Origin of the sequence: Paenibacillus oenotherae (assembly GCF_019443105.1) — a bacterium.
In the GTDB taxonomy this organism is placed as follows: domain Bacteria; phylum Bacillota; class Bacilli; order Paenibacillales; family Paenibacillaceae; genus Paenibacillus_Z; species Paenibacillus_Z oenotherae.
In genome coordinates this window covers 27,556-45,531 of sequence record NZ_JAHZIJ010000026.1, presented here as the reverse complement: position 1 = coordinate 45,531, position 17,976 = coordinate 27,556, and the positions used below count along the sequence as shown (strand labels likewise).

At 48.9% G+C, this 17,976-nt stretch carries 14 protein-coding genes and 1 pseudogene; 2 read left to right on the top strand and 13 right to left on the bottom strand.

What is annotated here, in order from left to right; genetic code table 11:
- The first annotated feature begins 6 nt into the window (after window positions 1-6).
- The gene (locus K0T92_RS22840; protein ID WP_219874844.1) at window positions 7-1,812 is read left to right on the top strand and encodes an ABC transporter ATP-binding protein; all 1,806 of its coding nucleotides are present in this window, start codon (window positions 7-9) and stop codon (window positions 1,810-1,812) included.
- 193 nt (window positions 1,813-2,005) lie between these two features.
- Here K0T92_RS22840 and K0T92_RS22835 read toward each other — a convergent pair whose 3' ends face one another.
- The 12 genes and pseudogenes from K0T92_RS22835 to K0T92_RS22780 all read right to left on the bottom strand — a co-directional run bounded on the left by K0T92_RS22835 (window position 2,006) and on the right by K0T92_RS22780 (window position 17,032).
- Entirely contained in the window at window positions 2,006-3,310 is a 1,305-nt protein-coding gene (locus K0T92_RS22835) for a hemolysin family protein (protein WP_219874867.1), read from the bottom strand.
- 195 nt (window positions 3,311-3,505) lie between these two features.
- Entirely contained in the window at window positions 3,506-4,159 is a 654-nt protein-coding gene (locus K0T92_RS22830; RefSeq protein WP_219874842.1) for a DUF1266 domain-containing protein, read from the bottom strand.
- A 24-nt stretch (window positions 4,160-4,183) separates the two neighbouring features.
- Window positions 4,184-6,127 (bottom strand): tetratricopeptide repeat protein, encoded by a 1,944-nt coding sequence (locus tag K0T92_RS22825; RefSeq protein ID WP_219874840.1) that lies wholly within the window; start codon window positions 6,125-6,127, stop codon window positions 4,184-4,186.
- Between the two features lie 33 nt (window positions 6,128-6,160).
- The gene (locus tag K0T92_RS22820) at window positions 6,161-6,814 is read right to left on the bottom strand and encodes a DUF1266 domain-containing protein (protein WP_219874838.1); all 654 of its coding nucleotides are present in this window, start codon (window positions 6,812-6,814) and stop codon (window positions 6,161-6,163) included.
- A 21-nt stretch (window positions 6,815-6,835) separates the two neighbouring features.
- The gene (locus tag K0T92_RS22815) at window positions 6,836-8,740 is read right to left on the bottom strand and encodes a J domain-containing protein (protein ID WP_219874836.1); all 1,905 of its coding nucleotides are present in this window, start codon (window positions 8,738-8,740) and stop codon (window positions 6,836-6,838) included.
- Window positions 8,740-10,440, bottom strand: a complete 1,701-nt coding sequence (locus tag K0T92_RS22810) for a molecular chaperone HscC (RefSeq protein ID WP_219874834.1) — start codon at window positions 10,438-10,440, stop codon at window positions 8,740-8,742. Before K0T92_RS22810 ends, K0T92_RS22815 begins: the two co-directional genes overlap by 1 nt.
- Window positions 10,441-10,625: 185 nt before the next feature.
- The gene (locus K0T92_RS22805; protein WP_219874832.1) at window positions 10,626-11,336 is read right to left on the bottom strand and encodes a DNA alkylation repair protein; all 711 of its coding nucleotides are present in this window, start codon (window positions 11,334-11,336) and stop codon (window positions 10,626-10,628) included.
- 79 nt (window positions 11,337-11,415) lie between these two features.
- On the bottom strand, window positions 11,416-12,411 hold the full coding sequence (locus K0T92_RS22800; protein WP_219874830.1) for an ABC transporter substrate-binding protein: 996 nt from the start codon (window positions 12,409-12,411) through the stop codon (window positions 11,416-11,418).
- Between the two features lie 157 nt (window positions 12,412-12,568).
- Window positions 12,569-14,158, bottom strand: a complete 1,590-nt coding sequence (locus tag K0T92_RS22795) for a helix-turn-helix domain-containing protein (RefSeq protein WP_219874828.1) — start codon at window positions 14,156-14,158, stop codon at window positions 12,569-12,571.
- Window positions 14,159-14,200: 42 nt separating this feature from the next.
- A pseudogene (locus K0T92_RS22790) lies at window positions 14,201-14,835 on the bottom strand (pyridoxamine 5'-phosphate oxidase family protein).
- A 37-nt stretch (window positions 14,836-14,872) separates the two neighbouring features.
- A complete protein-coding gene (locus tag K0T92_RS22785; RefSeq protein WP_219874826.1) occupies window positions 14,873-15,751 on the bottom strand; it encodes an alpha/beta fold hydrolase in 879 nt (292 codons plus the stop codon).
- Window positions 15,752-16,135: 384 nt separating this feature from the next.
- Window positions 16,136-17,032, bottom strand: a complete 897-nt coding sequence (locus tag K0T92_RS22780; RefSeq protein ID WP_219874824.1) for a phosphotransferase family protein — start codon at window positions 17,030-17,032, stop codon at window positions 16,136-16,138.
- 108 nt (window positions 17,033-17,140) lie between these two features.
- Between K0T92_RS22780 and K0T92_RS22775 the strand changes: the two genes are divergently transcribed.
- Window positions 17,141-17,497, top strand: a complete 357-nt coding sequence (locus tag K0T92_RS22775; protein WP_219874822.1) for a hypothetical protein — start codon at window positions 17,141-17,143, stop codon at window positions 17,495-17,497.
- Between the two features lie 76 nt (window positions 17,498-17,573).
- Here the strand turns inward: K0T92_RS22775 and K0T92_RS22770 are convergent, their stop codons facing one another.
- Window positions 17,574-17,951 (bottom strand): hypothetical protein, encoded by a 378-nt coding sequence (locus K0T92_RS22770; protein WP_219874820.1) that lies wholly within the window; start codon window positions 17,949-17,951, stop codon window positions 17,574-17,576.
- Window positions 17,952-17,976: the final 25 nt, after the last annotated feature.

The window sequence follows — 17,976 nt, the reverse complement described above, 5'->3', positions numbered from 1 at the left end:
CCCACGATGCAGCACGGTATTCCCAATTATCGCACGGTTCAAGGGCAAGCAAAGCCAAAGTCAGGCAGTATCTGGAACATGTACAAACGGATCTTCTTTCAAGTGCGCTCCCAGTGGGGACTGCTCGTTATTGCCGCCGTCTCCATTATTGCCGTGTCCCTGCTTGAATTTGTTATCCCGCAATTGTCCCAATATACCATTGACCGCCTTATCCCCGAAAAAAGGTATGATGGCCTTGTATGGATTGCGCTAGGTGTGCTTGGGACAGCGGTTCTGCTCGCCATCTTCAACTATTTAAGCAGCATAGTTATGGCAACCATTGGCCAGAATGCAGTGTACCAGCTGCGCAATCAGCTGTACCGGCATCTCCAAATGCTGGATGTCAGCTTCTTCGACCGCAACCGGACAGGCGATCTCATGTCGCGCGTTACTAGCGATGTCGGCATGCTTCAACAGCTCGTCTCTTCAGGCATGATGTCCATCGTAACCGATCTGTTCACCTTTATTGCTGTAGCAGCTTATATGATGTGGATGGATTGGCAGCTTACGCTTGTCGTGCTGGCGACCTTCCCGGTCATGATTATTACGACACGCTTCTTCTCCAAGCGAATACGCGCCGCATTCAAGAAAATTCAGGAGTCCGTAGCCGAGGTTACGAATCATCTTCAGGATACATTATCCTCCATCAGACTGATGAAATCGTTCTCCACGGAGGAATATGAGACGGAACGGTTCGCAGTCAGGAGCCGCAATAATATGAACGCAAATATTGCTGCCGTCAAGCTTCGTGCAGTCTACGAGCCCATTATCGACATGCTTATATTCGCCGGACTCGCCATCGTGCTTATACTCGGTGCCAAGGGAACTATGGACGGCAAGCTTACAGTGGGTACGATTGTCGCCTTTCTCGCCTATTTGCGGCTGCTGCAAAATCCGGTACGCCGATTCAGCCGGACCTTGAATACGATTCAGCAATCTGCGGCAGCGTATGAGAGAATTATGGAGATTTTGGAGACGAAATCAAAGGTTGTAGAGAAAGAGAATGCACTGGAGCTGGCCAATGTGCGGGGACATGTTCAATTTCACGATGTCAGCTTTGCCTACAATACGGGAGTACCTGTTCTCGACCAGTTCAACTTCGAGCTAGAGGCGGGCAAAGTGACTGCCATCGTCGGTTCATCCGGAGCGGGCAAGTCAACAATCACCCATCTAATGACTCGTTTCTATGACCCGCAGCAAGGATCGATCACCATAGACGGCCACCCGCTGACAGATGTCGGGCTTGCCTCACTGCGAAGGCAAATGGGGATTGTTTCACAGGATATTGTGCTGCTTAACGGCACGATACGCGAGAATATGGTGTATGGCAAACCGGATGCAACCGATGAGGAGGTCGAAGCTGCTGCACGGGCTGCTCATGCGCATGACTTCATTATGTCGTTCCCTCTCGGTTACGAATCCCCGATCGGTGAACGCGGGGTCAAGCTCTCCGGCGGCCAGAAGCAGCGGCTTTCCATTGCGCGAGCTATACTGAAGGATCCGCGGCTAATCATTCTCGATGAAGCGACCTCCTCCCTTGACACGGAATCGGAGAAAGCCATACAAGATGCATTAGTCCATCTATTGGCGGACCGGACTTCCCTTGTCATCGCCCACCGATTATCAACGATTCAGCGGGCCGACCGCATCTTTGTCCTCGACAAAGGACAGCTATTAGAATCCGGCACACATGAATCCTTGATTGCCAATGGGGGCAAGTACAAGCAGCTCTACGAGCTGCAATTCCCGCAGAAGCAATCCGAACCCGTATAACCCGCAAGCGAGGGGGTGATACCACATCCCGCGCGAGCATATATGCTCGCACAGATTGGTACAGGTTTGCACAAGTTCGGTACCGTACGCAGCTCCCACAGGACACAAAAATGCGAAAACGCAGGGAGTCTTCGAACAGTCTCCTTAGAACAGACGAAAGGGAGCCCCGCCATGGGAGCTCCCTTTCTCAACACTATTCCTCAGCGGACGTGTCGTCGTCATGCTTAATAATTTCGATTTTGCGAATCCGATTCTTATCCCGCTCGCGTATGATGAAGGTCAGGGAACCGTAACGCCATTCGTCCCCTTTCTTCAATTCAGACTGCTTGCTGTATAGCCAGCCGCCGATAGAATCAACATCCTCATGCTCCAGATGAGTGCCAAGCAGATCGTTAAGCTGATCAATCAATAGAACACCCTGCACCAAATAGTGGTTATCGCCCAATACTTCGAATTCCTTATTCTCGTCCTGGTCGAATTCATCCCGGATCTCCCCGACGATCTCCTCCAGAATATCCTCAATCGTAATAAGTCCGGACGTTCCACCGTATTCATCCAACAGCAAAGCGATATGGACCTGCTCCTGCTGCATCTTCTTGAGCAGCGATTTGACCGGCATGACCTCGGGTACGGCCATAACCGGCTGAAGCAGAGACTTGAAGTCGAAGTCCGGGTTGTTGTCATAGCGGAGAAAGAACTGCTTCGTGTTCACAATGCCGATAATATGATCCTTATTCTCAAGCGCAACCGGAAAACGCGTATACTGCTCTCTTTTAATAATCGCCAGATTCTCCTCCAGCGTTTTGTTCGCATACAGACAGGTCATATCGGTGCGGGGCACCATAATTTCGCGGGCAAGCAGCTGGTCAAAGGTGAAGATCCGGTTCACATAACCGTACTCCGTCTTGTTGATCTTGCCGCTCTGGTAGCTCTCTGACAGAATAATGCGAATCTCCTCTTCAGAATGCGCTTCCTCATGCTCGCTTACCGCCTTCATGCCGAACAACTGCACGAGCTTATTCGCAGATCCATTAAGCAGCCATATGAACGGATACATAAGCTTATAGAAGAAAATAATGAGCGGGGCCGTCAGAATTGAGATCTTCTCCGCTTTCTGAATAGCCAGCGTCTTAGGTGCGAGCTCCCCCAGAACGACATGGAGGTATGTAATCGAAATAAAGGCGATCCCGAAGGATAAAATATGGCTTAAGCTCTCTCCAACCGCCAGCTTCTCGAATAATGGATGCAGCATTTTCTCCACTGTCGGTTCTCCCAGCCATCCAAGTCCAAGCGCCGTAATCGTAATTCCAAGCTGACAGGCTGACAAATAACCATCCAGATTAGCAGTTACCTTCTGTACAGCAAGCGCATTCTTCTGTCCCTCCAACACCATCTGATCCACTCTGCTGGAACGAATTCGAATAATTGCAAACTCCGTAGCGACAAAAAAAGCGGTTAACACAATTAGCAGTGCAACCAAAAACAAATTAAGAACCATCATCTACCTTCCTTCATATCGTTATCATGATGACAATCGGGTAGTACGTATCACCTTATTGTATCGCATCCTGGCTGACGACACCAGGTTATGGAAGGACGACAGATGATTTTACACCACAAATTCGACAACTGGATGACAATATTGTGTCCAACAGGAGGCAGTTCCAATACGCCTTGCACTTTGGTATCCCGCTCAGGACCGCCATATATCCACACGGTTAAGGGGACTTTGCTTGGAGGATAACAGCTTGTGAATGGCAGCCTTGTTGCGCCGGACATAGTCACTCGACAGATTCGAGGAATTATATATGCAGCCAACAGCAAACCCGAGCATATAATCATGACTATTGCTGTAGCTTTTCTCAAGCATGTCATACACCTGAGCGATATACCTCCACTTGTCCGATTCTGTCAAGTAGCCTAATGTGAAGCCGGCGCAGCATTTGAATACAATCCAGGAATAGTCAAACGCCGCAATTCCGCCAGAGGGCATGCGTTGTAAATACTGGTGGGCAATCTCCAGCTTATGTCTGGCCAACGCATCATCCTTGATTGACGCTATAAAGGGATTGCGCTCTGACTCCTTCATGCGCGCCAAAGTATTGCAATTATGCCTGAATGACGCCCGATGTCCTTCCTCCACGAACCAATCAATATTGTCTGCCGGGTCATCATCCGTATCCAGACCCCAGCTGTCAAGCAGCTTGCCCAGATCCTTCGCATGATTCAAGATAAGCTCCGGTTGAATCAGATAATAATCACTAGTACTTTCGATAAAGAGCGGCGAGGCAAGCGCGTTGATATAAGGCTGCAATTTTGCCCGGATCTTGCGATCATCGTAATTCATTGTATGTGCACCTCTTGCGTTTTATCAATTATAGGCGATGAATCTCCACGCTCTCCGGAATTCCTGCAGAAACGCTTTATAGGAGATATAGACCAGGAACACAAGCAGCAGTGTCATCGTGATCTGGACAGCCTTGTCTCCCCCGGATTCCTGACTCTCTCTGGAGTCGATATAAACGTTCATTAACCGCTTGCCAGCGGAGCCCGATTTCATCACCTCATCGCGAAACGCCAAGCTTGCTTGATCCCATGGCATACTCATCAGCTCGCTGCGAACGAGACCTTCGAATTGGAACTCCGGCTTGCTCATCATGGCGTCCCTCTGCTCCTTGGTCATAATAACCATAACAGCCGTTTCCGGCTGAAGATTGCCAATGCAAAGGTAATCCGCTTCACCGCTGTCAGTATTCTGTGCTTCCATCCTGCTCAAGAATGAATTGACATCGTTAACGGTTTCACCGGTATCCCGCTCGCCATTTATCCGCTCGCTCCATTTCCCTTGATAGCCGGTACAAGCAGCTTCGGACAATGTCAGCCTCACAGCCTGCGTTTCGAGCGGCACTTTCATCAGTTCTTCACGATTCGCTATCACCTGCGTATCATCGATATAGCTCATACAAGCGATGAATAAGATGAATTTGAATATAATCAACAAGATAAGCGTCAGCCAGCTGCGGGAAATGAATAGGCGCACTCCTCTTAGAAACCGTACGGCAAAGGGTATTCTGCCAAGCTCTTGTCGCAGCCCCTTCAACACCTCACGCTTGCCGGGGCCTCCGTTCTTTCTAATTTTGCGCTCCTCTTGCGCCTTGAGCTGCATCAATGCAAGAATCGCAACGGCATCATCCCGATCGACCGCCAGGAGACGTTTGAACATTTCCTGAGCCTGTTCCATATCACCCATCTTCCAATAGCACTGCCCCGCAAGAGAGAGACCATCCCTATCATTAGGCCCAAGGTTGAGGATGAACCTGAGATCGCGCAGTGCTTCCGCTAGACGGCTGCATTCGTAGTAAGCAGCTGCCCGGTTGTAATAGCCGTTCAACGCATTGGGATCAAGCGCAATACGATGGCTGCAGCTGGCAAGCCATCGTTCATGGTCTCCCATGCGCTTGAAGCATTCGATCTGCAAGAGGACCAGCTCCAAGTCCTCGTTGAATATAGCCGCAGCCTGCTGCAGCGATTTCTCCGCCTTCTCCAGTTCATCATTCAACAGCGCCAGGCAGGCCGCTTCCCGGTGCCGCAAGTACGTCTCATAATCAATATTTCCCGCTCGCAGAAGATAGGAGTAATCCATATTCAGCTCATTGGATTTGGCAGACATATACGCATACACAGCAGGGAATTCATGAGCAAGCTCTTCATTCTGGCCCAAGTCCTGGTTCGACCAATGAAAGGTCCCGTCAAGCAGTTCCCAGATCGCCGCTGGCAAAAAATAATGGCCCTCCAGAAAATGCAGCAGCCTGTCCGAAACTGCAGCTCTCATGGAGGCATTCCATACAATATCCGCATTCAGCAGCTCCAGCCAATTGGCCTTGTTCATCCGGGATTGCATATCGTTGTAGATATGCTCCACCGTATGAATGAACAGGTTTAATTGACTCTCAGGGTCGGGCTTGTTATCCCATTCCAAATAATAACTGTTGCGAAGTTCGGCGGGAATCTCGTCTTCCGCTTCCGCTTCATAATCGGATGACCCCGAATAAGCGGCTCCCTGTCCGGCGTCATCGCCAGCAGAGCCTTCAATATCGCGGCCAGCTTCATCCTCTGAATCCTTGAGCGCCCTGGTGGAACTGCTGTGACCACTTTGCTTAGCCAGCTTGATCGCCAGATCATAAGCTTCTCTTAGCCGTTGATATCCCTGCGGATCATCCTCGGGATGATGAATTTTCAACAGCCTGGCATAGGCTCTCTTGATGCTCTTGACATCGTCCGTCGGCTCAATGCCAAGGATATTCCATACCCTCATTGGTCGTCACGTCACCTCTCGAACTGGCTCATTCTAATGCTTCTTATCGATACTGTTCAGCGGATTCGCACTGGAGTTCAGCAGTCTGGCAAGCAGAGCTTTATGATCACTGATGCAATTCCAGGATAGATCGGCTGCGTTGTACACGGCTCCAATACTGTAACCGATGATGTAGTCCTTCCAACTGATATAGCTGCCTTGAATCAAATCTACAGTATCGGAAATGTAGTACCACATCTCTGATTCCGTTATAAAGCCCAGCTTGTGACCCGCGCAGCTGAGGAATACAATCCATGAATAATCATAGGCCTTAATTCCGCCAGGCGGCATGCGCCGCATATAGTAATGAACCACAGTCAAGCGATGCCTTTCTCTGTCACTCTCGCTGCTGGTCTCGATGTAGCCTCTCCGTTCTGACCCCATCATGCCTGTCAGTATGTTGTGCGCGCTCTCAAATTCCTGTCGTGTTCCTGTACCCATCAGCCACTTCATCTTTTGAATCAATGCAGTGGTATCCCTAATCGCCCATCGGCTCAGCATCTCATAAATTTGACGGTCAGCATTCGTAACCGAATTTAACAAATCATACTGGCAATGGTCAGCACCTACATAACAGAGCTGCGTTAACGGATTTACATAGGGCCGCAATGAAGCTGGCCGTATTGGACGATTGCTGCTATTCATCATGGCATTATTCCCCGCTCTCCATCAGCTCCACCGCAATCGGCTCCATAGAAACAGAAGCTTCCTTAAGATCATAAAAATAAGAACAAGCACGGCAACAATTAGAATAAACTGGACAAAGGAAAGGAAGCCGCGGCTCTTGCCCGCCTCTGAAGAATCGATAAAAGCATCTGTTGCGAAGAACTCCCCATGATCCTGGGCATACATGCCGGACAAAGTCGTATCGGATGACTCCAATTCCCAAATAACCGTCGGCAGAAATTCACGAACAGTTCCTGTTACTTCAAGACTGTAGCGATGAAGACCTTTTATTCCCTCTACCAGCTCTGAGCTTGCGTTAAACATAATCCCGACACCATCCAGGTAGCCTACACAAATATAGCCTTCATTCGGCCTCGGCTCCTGATCGGAAGGGGACTCAAACATATTGCCGTCCTTAAAATATACTTGCCTGTCCGTCTGCTTTAATGTTGTCCACTCTACATCCCGCAGTGTTACACGAATCAATGGCTCGCTTTGCAGATATGCGATGATATTATAGTAATCGTCAATCGTTCTGATCTCGGTTTCGGCCGGAAATGCCAGAGGTGACCGCGGGCTGTTAAGGAGCACCAGAATGACAATAATGACAGCAAAGCTGAGCCATTTGCGCAGAAGCAGCTGGAGAAAGGCCTTTCTCCCCATCACCAGCATTCGTCTCAACCGCAGGTTCCTTTCACGCTTCTGACGGATTGCCTCCTGCTGCGAATGGTGTGCGCCTTCATAATTGTTCATCTGCACCTGAGACAGAAAAGCGCCGATATCATTCTCATTCAAGGCAAGGATACGGTCAAACATCTCTTGTGCCTGCTGCTGCTTCTGCAGACTCCTGCAGCATTGCCCTGCCAGATCCAGCACATCAATATCATTCGGCAGACGCGCAAGAAGCTCTTCGATAACCGGCAATGCCTCCAACCATTGTCCGCTCTCGTATAAGAGACGCGCACGATAATAGCAGGCCTCATCATAGTGATAGACTTCCAGCACGCTCAGATTGCAGTTCGCTATAGCAGCCTCGGCATCGCCCAGCCTCCGATAATATTCAAGCTGCAGCCTGACAAGCTCGCCATCACCTTCGAATATTGCGAAAGCCTGATCCAGCGCTCCCTTCATTGCCTGAAGATCTCCATCCTTCAATGCCCGGTAAGCGGCCTCGCGCTGGCGGAGATAAGCTTCATAATCAATATTGCCCCCACTCCGCAGGTAGTCATATTTCATATTGTGGCCGTTGCAAGCGATACAAGCGTATACTTGGGGGTATTCAGCCAGGAAGTGCGCAGTCTCCTCCTTAGCCCGCTCCTTCCAATGATACGTCTCATCCAGCAGCGTCCATACCGCCTTAGGCAGGAAATAATGCTCCTCCAAAAAGGACAATAATCTCTCCGATACCTCCTGCTGCAGGCTTGCATTCCATACCAGATCATCATTCAGCAGCTCAGACCACTGGTACGGATCAAGTCGGGCAGGGAAATCCGAATAGACCGATTTCACCTTCTCCATAAAGCCGTCGAGCCCGCCTCCAGAAGCCGAACGCGCATCCTCTTCTTGCTCGCTGTGCGCCTCATGCTCCATTGCCGATCGCCGATTGACACTTTCAATTATTCGATATGTATAGGAGGCCGGCTGCTGTATCTCTTCATCCGGCCCCTTAGCCGATGATTCAACCGATATCAAATCGTCTTCATCCAGCAGCCTTCTACTGGCAGAGGATCGTTCCTTCTGCGCCTTAACCTTGACCCCCTTCATAACCTGGTCATAAGCTTCGCGCAGTCTTTGATAGCCTGCCGGATCGTCTTCGGGATGATGGAGCTTCAACATTTTCGCATAGGCTCTCTTAATTGCGGCCGTATCATCCGTAGGCTTAATGCCCAGATAATCCCATGCTCGCATTAATAATCACGCCATCTCTCGAAATGCTCAAGCTGCTTTCTCAATTCTATCGCCGCTCTCTTAATGTCATTCTCGTTCTGAGTGGCAAGCACGCTTTCAAACTGATGCAGCATGAACTCCACCTCAGCCCGTTTCTCGCCCAAAGCCTCTTCATAAAGACGCTCCCCCATCGCCAGCAGCAGCCTGTTCTCGCTTCGCTCCCTCGGGTGGATCTTAATGTCCTTCAATTCATTCAGCCTCTGCTCGATCTCACCCTGCGTAAGCTTGCCGGGGTTCTGCTCAATAATGATCTTCTTCTTCATTCCTGTGTTCACGATTGTAACCTCAACCTCCAGAATGCCGTTGATATCATAAGTGAACCTGACATCAACCGTCTGCTTTCCGGCGGGATCCGGAGGCACTTGCAGACTTAATTCCCCCAGCTTCACATTATTCTCGACCCTCCGGCTTTCGCCTTGAAAGATCTCGATATGAATCTCCTTCTGCTGATCATGCAGCGTGCAATAGCGCTCCACCTTGCTGACTGGAATCGGTGTATTGCGTTCAATAATCGGGCTGAAATGTCCCCTGTCGAAGCTGCCGTTAGCCAATTTCTTCGTAATGTCCGTTCCAAGCGTGAATGGACACACATCCGTCAGAACGACCTCCTGCAGCGCCTCATTCCTTTCCTTGAGCGCGACCTGAATGGCGGCGCCGAGGGCAACCGCCTCATCCGGATTGATGCCTGTATAGGGGAGGCGTCCGAACATGCGGCTAATAATGGATTTAATAATCGGCATCCGGGTTGCTCCGCCGATAAGGATAATGGCATCCAGATCATCCGGCGACAACGCAGCATCCCGCAATGCCCGCTCGATCGGATGACGAAGGCGCAGCACAAGCTGGCTCGCAATCTTCTCGAAATCGGCGCGGTCAATAATAAGCTCGCAGGTCCGGTCCCCCCTGGTAAAGATCATCTTCCCTGCATTCTCGCGTCCAACTGTGCGTTTGCACACCTCAGCCTGCTTGTAAATAGAGGAACGCTCCTTGAAATCAAGCGATACCGGATCAATGCCCTGGGAATCTATGAAATGATTAAACAGCAGCTGAGTGAAGTCTTCCCCGCCCAGGTAGTTGTCGCCTGCGATCGATTTGACCTCCATAACCCCTTCGAAAAACTCCAGAATCGACACGTCAAAGGTGCCTCCGCCCAGGTCGAAGACCAGAAACTTCGTATCCGATTGCTGCTGATGCAGCCCGTAAGAGATAGCTGCGGCCGTCGGCTCGCTAATGAGGCGTTCCACCTTCAAGCCTGCGATTTCGGCTGCGCGCTTGGTTGCTTTTCGCTGGGTATCATTGAAGTAAGCGGGCACACTGATAACCGCCTCTGTGACCTCAACTCCCAGATAGGCCTCTGCATCTGCTTTCAACGATTTCACTATAAAAGAGGACAGCTCTTCCGGAGTAAAGGAATGGCGGCCCAAACGGTAGATTTTCTCCGTTCCCATATAGCGCTTGAAGGTCGCTACAGTGACATTCGGGTGAGTGATGAGACGCTCCTTGGCAATCTGTCCAATCAGAATCTCTCCATTCTCATCCAGACTAATGACGGAAGGGGTTAGCAGTTCCCCGTGCACATTAGGTATTATGGCTGGGCCATCCTTCGTCCAGTGAGCCACCAGACTGTTTGTTGTGCCCAAATCGATCCCGATCATCATCATATCGTCAGCCTCTTTCCGGCAATTTATGATTAACTCCATTAATTATTGCTTTCTGTTACGTTTTCCATAATTTATATTATCATCAGTTTTACTTCTATTTGTAAAGAGGAATTTCAACCTTATTCAACAGAAAAACCGCTCCTTCTCTAGGGAAGGAACGGCTCGTCCTATGATTCATCCTTATTTTAACAAATACAGGTTTTCTTCTTCATTCCGATTCTGCCCATATCTTTAACCTTCTCTATATAGGCGGTCGCCAGCGGTACTTTGCATGCGGTCTGTCCCACATTCACATGAACCTTGCCAATCCTCTCGGCTGCCGCCGTCGCTTCTTCATGAAGAGGGGTTACATAACATCCGACAACGATTACAAAATTGTTCATCGTGTATCGAACACGATTCCGCTCCTCATGTATGGTCTCCTCCACCCGGTGCAAGAGCTGGCGTATTTCTGCCAGATCCAGCTCCTCATCCGGCGTAAGCGATATATAATTGGCGATCGTGCACCAACCGCTCGTAGCGATACCCTCATCCGGCGATTCGATCCACTCTCTTGCCAGCTCCAGCGCGTACGGACTTTCACCAGCAACGCCGGCAACTGTGAACTCCGAGATCATCGACCAGTACGCTTGCTCTACCCATGCCTGCAGCCGCTCCTTGGTCATAATTTGCGGTTTGACGGTTAATCCGGCCAGATACATCGCATCACTGATGCCAGTATCATAGAGAGCCAGCGCCAGCGCCTGATCCTTCTTCACATCCTTGACCAGCTTCTTCAGATCTCCGACCTTGACTCCGAACAGCCGCCCCTCCTCCGCCCCATGGCGGATGAATGTTCGTTTCGTCTGCTCAGTTCCCAGCTCTTCCAGCTTCCTTATCACTTCATCCAGTGTCATATCTCCACCGCCTGCAATTGTTGATTTGTACACTATATTATCACAATTCGGGTCGTGGAGTCTCAAGCAATCCGATTCCTTATTCCAGCTTCAATAAACGGAACAAATCGTCCAGCATCGACTTTGCTGCGATCGGCCCTGCACCGAAATTCCACATGATGGGGTCTACTTGATAATATCGGCCCGCTTTGACCGCATTTAATTCACTCCAGAGCGGATGTGACGTCCACTCCCCGTACAGCTGTGGAATATTCTCTTGTCCCTCCAGGCTCGATGCCGTTATATCGAATATATAATCAGCGTCAAATTGCGGGATGTGCTCCTTGGACATAATATCAAGGCCTGACCCATTAAATTCCACTCGCTGAGATTCAGGGACAGACAGTCCGATATCCTTCATGAACAGCCCCGGGAAGCCCGCCAAATATACTTTGACACTGCCATCCCGTTGAATCCGGATAACGGAGACCTCCGTGGAGCTCAGCTTGTCCCCCATCTCTTCCTTAAACTTTGCGACCCTCTCGTCCCAATCCGACAGCAGCTTCGCTGCCTCCTCCTCCTTGCCAAGCGCTTCACCAGCAATCCGCAAATTGCTCTTCCAATCAGCCAGATCAGCCGTTATGATCGTAGGCGCGATAGCTTGCAGCTGCGCATATATTTTCTCATGGCGAACTTTCGTTCCAATGATTAAGTCCGGCTTCAAGGAGACAATCTTCTCCAGATTAGGCTGGCCTTCTTCGCCCAGATTCTCAATGCCGCTTCTGTCGCCCAAGTATTGGAACCATGGCTTTTGATCCGTCGATTCAACGGCTCCTACAGGCTTGACCTCCAATGCGGCGCCAATATCATTCATCCCCTGGAACAAATAGACCACTCGCTCCGGCACCTTCTGCAGAATTGCCGTACCCATCTCATGCTTGATCGTCTTCCCGCTTGCAAGGGTGCCCGTCGAATCGGTGGTGGTACCATCCGCTGCTTTCACACCGTTATTGCTGCTGTTCTTGCCCGCGCTGCCGCAGCCTGCCACCAGCAATAAAACAAATAATATCAAGCCCAAACTTTGAATCTTCTTCATGACTCTCTCCCTTTCATCTCTCTTTCGTTTATGATGATAATGGGAATCATTATCAATGATAATGTATTATAACCCGCCTCTTTCTGTCCATGTGCTCATTTGCCAGAAAACCTTCGTTTTTTCGCAGCAGCAGCCTTCTGGCATCTCGCTTCATCCATCAGCTGTCTGCCGCTTCAAGCAATTCCAGCATAATCCTGTCCCGTCCGGCAGGTGTCCAGCTCAGCCGGAACCAATTCGGAATGATCGTTACAGTTCCCCTCTGAACAGCGTTGATGGACTGCCAGGCATGTGTCTGGCGCATCCGTTCATAGATGGCTTCACTGCCCGCTCTCCGGTGATTCATATGAATGAAGAGATGATCCGCTTCCAGCTGCGGCAGCCATTCTGGCAGGTATTCCATGAACGCCAGCTGCATCGGTATATTTTTCCCAGGGGGCAGTTCCAGCTCGCGATAGATCAGTTCATTCAACGGATGGCCGGTCATCCCCTGCACGCGGATACCAAGATGAGATACCTGTATGATAGCGACCGATTGATTATTCCAGTTCTGCTTCAATATGCCCTTTGCCTCGTTAGTCCGTAAGGACAATTCATTCATTCTCGTGTTCATTCCATCCATTGTTCCGAACAGCTCAGCGAGCTTGCGGTAATTCGCCACCCAATCCATATCAACTGCATACACAATCTGGCGGGTAATCGCCTTGAACCGGTCCTCAAGACTCAAATGATGCCGGTCTCCGATAATAACATCCGGTCTGGCCTGCACCAGCTCTTCCAGAAGCCGAGTAAACAAATGCTCGTATTCTTCATCCGCCATTCCCGGATACCGGAAGCAGTTCACACAGGTAACGGGCTGAATACCGAGCGAGACCAGACAATCCTCTAATTGCGTACAAGAGGCAACAGCTACCCTCAACTGGCTTCTCTTCCTGTACTGAGTGGGCGTGATGCCAACAAATCTGTGGAAGGCATGGCTGAAATAAAATTCATCCTTATAGCCGACAGCCGATGAGACCTCCTTGACTTTGTATTGGTTCTGCTTCAACAATTGCTGGGCGTTCTCCATCCTAAGCCGGGTCAAATATTCGGTTGGCGTCTCGCCCGTAATTTGCTTGAACAGACGCGAATAAGAGCTCAACGTTACACCAGCAATAGCGGCCAGCTCTCTCATATCCAGCTTCTCATGGAAATGCGCCTTCATGTAAGCGATGGATTGGTCCAGACAATGGCGCGAACCATCTCTTGCTTGTTGCAGATCGCAATCCTGTGCCATCATTAGCAGCAGCTCCTGGAACCGGAGCATCATCCGTCCATCATCCAGGCCGCTTTGGCTATCCTCATATAACCGCTGGACAAGCTTCATTGCTTGCTGTACCCTGCTTATTTGAAGCACTCCCGGCTCGAACAGCCCAAGCGGTTCATTGCGGAATTGAACCCTGGCCGCTGACCTGCCAACAGCATCTGCAACCAGATGGGTGAAAGCGATCAGATAGTAGTCCAGATTCTTTGCCGGACAGGAGACGGTGATCTGCATGCCTGGCGTCAGCAGCAGCACAGTGCCTGCCACAAGCTCGACCTTCCGGCGATCTATGAGCGCTGTGCCGCTACCCCCAATAATGAAGATCAGCATCGTAGTCTGCACATGGCGGTATCGGATCGTTCTCTTCTTTCTGATCGTCCTGAGGTGCATCGATTGAATGACACACACCGGAGCTTGTGCAGCCCGATACGAGCCCTTTGTTGCCATCTTATGGCCTCCTATTCTATCGTATGTAATGGTTAACTAGCATTAATAAAGCCGCTGCTTATAGCTTTCCTTCAATGCCCGGTCCACATCTGCTTCGGTTATACCGAGATTGCTGGCATGATCCGCTATCATCTTATTCGGATTCGGCAGCGTTTCTTGCTCAGGCCATGACGCAGCATCCCACAATCGCGACCGTTTGAACGATTTGGCGCAATGGATGAAGCATTCTGACACCTCAACGCCGATACCAACAAGCGGAACCTTCCCGAAGGCCTCCATCTGCGCCAATATAGACGGATCTTCATAATGACAGCTTGTCCATTGATCCTTAAAGTGACTTCAAGACCAGGAATGATAAACAGCAGGCCGATGTGCGGATTCGCCATAATGTTGGTCAATGAATCAAAGCGCCGGTTGCCGGGACGTTCAGGTATTACCAGATGCCTGTCGTCCAGAACATGCACGAATCCCGCTGCATCCCCGCGTGGAGAAGCATCGCAATGCCCTGCCGCATCACTTGTAGAGATGACAACGAATGGCGACCGGGATATAAAATAACGGCAGTGCCCATCAAGAATCCCGATCGTTTTATTCATTACAATATTGCTCGGAGTTCCGTATAACGCGACCAATTCATCCGCTGAATGAATGATTTCACTGAAGACTCTGCTTCTCATCACTGCACATTCCCCATTCTTCTCGGCTTTATATGGATCATGAATAATTTTCTGACAGGAACGCTTTGATATCTTCATTCATTAATTTCACATATTGTTCGGATGGGAAATGACCCATTTCATAGCTGGTTGTAATCACATTAGAGATGATTCCCTTCGCTTTCTTAATCACTTTCTTATCGGGGAAGAAAATATCCTGTTGTCCCGCCACAACCAGTGTGGGTGAAAAATAATTCAACAGTTCTCGTTTCTCAGTCAACTTAGGCATATTTTGCTCCAATTTTACATGAGTAAAAATATCCCCGATAATCTGTTTATCGATTTCTTTCATGCTATTAAATGACATCGCATCCGCAATGCCTTGCAAATGTTTTTGTGAGGCATTCATTTTAAACAGGAGCATTGGGAGCAGTATTTTTCGTATCATGATTAATTTCGAGCCCAGTTGCAAACCTGATGGCGCAACGAGCACCGAACAAGCAATTTTTTCCGGCATATGAGCAGCTATTCTGAGAATGATGCCAGCGCCATAAGAAGGGCCGACAAAAGCACTTTTCTCAATATTAAGAACATTCATTATATCAGAAATCCATAAAGCATAGCTCGCGTCTTTTGCAGAAACTCTTGTTTCAGCACTATAACCGGGATGCCCAATTGTGTCTGGCGCATAAATTCGATATTTCCCAAACAAGGAAGAGAACCAGGATAATGTAATCGGATTGATGCAGTTGCCTCCTTGAAGAATAAATAACGGTTTGCCATCCGCCGGTCCTGTCGTTAATAGATGCGTACTGCCGAAGCAAGTTTCTACATACATTCTTTGAAAATCAACATTAAGCAAGCTTAAATAAGATTCATAATGATTGAGGATTGTTCTCTTTCCTTCTTCACTCTTATATATGGATTGTGCACTCATAAACAATATCCCTCTTTATAGTTATTAATATTAAAATATGGATTAATAATCATCATTGACCCTTGTATGCAATGCCATCTATCATAATTAGACAATCGGAATCAATAAAATCAGTAGTCGTTGTCATTCGCGCAGGGAATTTATTTTCTTCAAAAAACTCGAAAAACACCTTTTCCATTTCAGGCAAATCGGCAATATTTTTGAGATATACATGTACTAATTGCCAACTAAATTATATCATAGAACATACGTTCCATTATTGCAATATATTCTCAGCCCGCATTTCTCTTTATTCATTTGCGCCAGCTGCTCCAAATCCGCTTCCACTGCCAGCCGTATCGAATATCTCACTATGAATCACCACCATTTACTTCTAAATCTATGTTATTTATAAGACGGCCCGATGCTGTCGAACCAGCGGGGCGATGAGAGCCAACTGTTGTAATCAACTGCTGGCCCCTTAATTTCTAATAAACAAAACAGGAATCGATACACATCGCGAACTGGCGATAAATCTGGAAACGGCAATACGGCAGCGTATCCTTTCTTGAAGGATGCGGCACCATTTTTATCCAGGGAACATTCGATGGCCACCAGATCGAGTTCTCTCGGTCCGAGCACATAGGCTTCTGTATCGACAATTGCAGTAACTCTATGATTTGCTGCAAGAAATTGTCTTGCGTCCATATCAAGCATGACATAAGAAGCACTTCCAGGGAGAGGTAAATTCTCAGCTAGTGAACAATAATATTGTAATTTACTGGTGATCTCAATGTTGGAATTGTAATAACGTGAGGATAATACACTAAGGGCATTACTGAGGTGTTGCGGGAATTGCTCTACAGGATTTCTATAAGTCCCTGCCGGTGCACCATACTCCGAAAAGCCATGGGAATGAATATCCGCTATTGCCATCCCGAAGCCCTCCATCATTAGAGGAGGCATATCCAGAAAACGAAATTCCGTTCCATTCATTTTTTCGACTACAATAAACTGCCTTCCATCAATGATTCCCTTTTGAATCACCCGAGGGACATCTATGTTAGTACTCATTTGTCCAAGTTGATCGTTCACATATTCGATGTCATAAGTATGTTGCAGTTCAATTCCGAACAAGTTCCTGCATGCCCATAAGAAAGGAGCATCCGAGTTTTCATTCACTCCCGATGATCTGACAACATACTCGCCATTCTCCGTCTTCACCTGCCACACATCGCTTGCACGGCCACCCAGTGAAGTTTGCGAAATAATTTGTTCCGAGAATAATGATTGTAGATTCAATTCATATCACCACTTTCAAATTGGACACTTATAAAAAAGTTGCATTGTGGAAACTTTATTAGCAGTACGCAAAACCTTGGTCCAATAGGGGCATTACTGGAGGTCACGATGTATTACTTGTACAGCTTCTCTCTGCTGCTTACGGGGCTGCTCATTGTTAATCTGGTGTTTTCTTACCAGAGCAAGCATATTGATCCCCACTTCTGGTCAACGCTCAAATTCCAGCTCTGCGCACTCCCGTTATTCCTGATTGCGAATCTCTGCATCGGCTACGGGGTCAAGTTTGGGTTTAGAGCAGTCGGCAATCTGATCTTCGTTCTTATCACATCCAAAGGAATCGAAATGCTGATTTCACTGCTCATGGGTTTTATGTTCTTCAAGGAAACTGCAACGTGGAGAACATGGGTCGGTCTAGGTATCGTTCTGGTTGGATTTGCAGTCGCAAAGGGGAAATTCCAGCAATAGCCAGCACAAGCCAGAGCAGTATCACGAAAAAAAGGAACAAGGATCTCCTCCCTGCTCCCTTTCCGATTCCTTGCATCTACTGGTAGAACTGTCCTTGCTGCCCCTGCGGCGGCTGCAGATCCGAGCCACTCGCCGCATTCGTATTCGTATTCGCACCAAATGTGCTCTGGACATGGGTTACAGCCTGCTGAAGGCGCTGCTGCAAGCTTTGAATTTGCCGCTTTTGCGCATCCATTTGCATCCCAATCTGATTCTCGGCCAGCTGCAGCTCGCTTTGAATACTTTGCAGCTCGATAACTACCTTGCTGATTTGCTGTGAGCGCGGATCCAGCCCTACATTGCGCAGCGCTTGCTGTGCCTGTATTCTTTGCTGCTCCTGCTGCTGCTGTACCTGCGCTTGAAATTGCTCGTACGAAAGCTGCTGGCTGTTAATCGGTTGGCCTTGGTTCTCCATATTTATCCCTCCAAGTGATCATTTG

Bases quoted from the DNA above. Each gene is read 5' to 3' on its own strand.
- K0T92_RS22835 (WP_219874867.1), bottom strand. From the start codon at position 3,310: ATGGTTCTTAATTTGTTTTTGGTTGCACTGCTAATTGTGTTAACCGCT.
- K0T92_RS22785 (WP_219874826.1), bottom strand. From the start codon at position 15,751: ATGAGTGCACAATCCATATATAAGAGTGAAGAAGGAAAGAGAACAATC.
- K0T92_RS22810 (WP_219874834.1), bottom strand. From the start codon at position 10,440: ATGATGATGATCGGGATCGATTTGGGCACAACAAACAGTCTGGTGGCT.
- K0T92_RS22800 (WP_219874830.1), bottom strand. From the start codon at position 12,411: ATGAAGAAGATTCAAAGTTTGGGCTTGATATTATTTGTTTTATTGCTG.
- K0T92_RS22805 (WP_219874832.1), bottom strand. From the start codon at position 11,336: ATGACACTGGATGAAGTGATAAGGAAGCTGGAAGAGCTGGGAACTGAG.
- K0T92_RS22840 (WP_219874844.1), top strand. From the start codon at position 7: ATGCAGCACGGTATTCCCAATTATCGCACGGTTCAAGGGCAAGCAAAG.
- K0T92_RS22770 (WP_219874820.1), bottom strand. From the start codon at position 17,951: ATGGAGAACCAAGGCCAACCGATTAACAGCCAGCAGCTTTCGTACGAG.
- K0T92_RS22825 (WP_219874840.1), bottom strand. From the start codon at position 6,127: ATGAGGGTATGGAATATCCTTGGCATTGAGCCGACGGACGATGTCAAG.
- K0T92_RS22795 (WP_219874828.1), bottom strand. From the start codon at position 14,158: ATGGCAACAAAGGGCTCGTATCGGGCTGCACAAGCTCCGGTGTGTGTC.
- K0T92_RS22820 (WP_219874838.1), bottom strand. From the start codon at position 6,814: ATGATGAATAGCAGCAATCGTCCAATACGGCCAGCTTCATTGCGGCCC.
- K0T92_RS22775 (WP_219874822.1), top strand. From the start codon at position 17,141: ATGTATTACTTGTACAGCTTCTCTCTGCTGCTTACGGGGCTGCTCATT.
- K0T92_RS22815 (WP_219874836.1), bottom strand. From the start codon at position 8,740: ATGCGAGCATGGGATTATCTGGGCATTAAGCCTACGGATGATACGGCC.
- K0T92_RS22830 (WP_219874842.1), bottom strand. From the start codon at position 4,159: ATGAATTACGATGATCGCAAGATCCGGGCAAAATTGCAGCCTTATATC.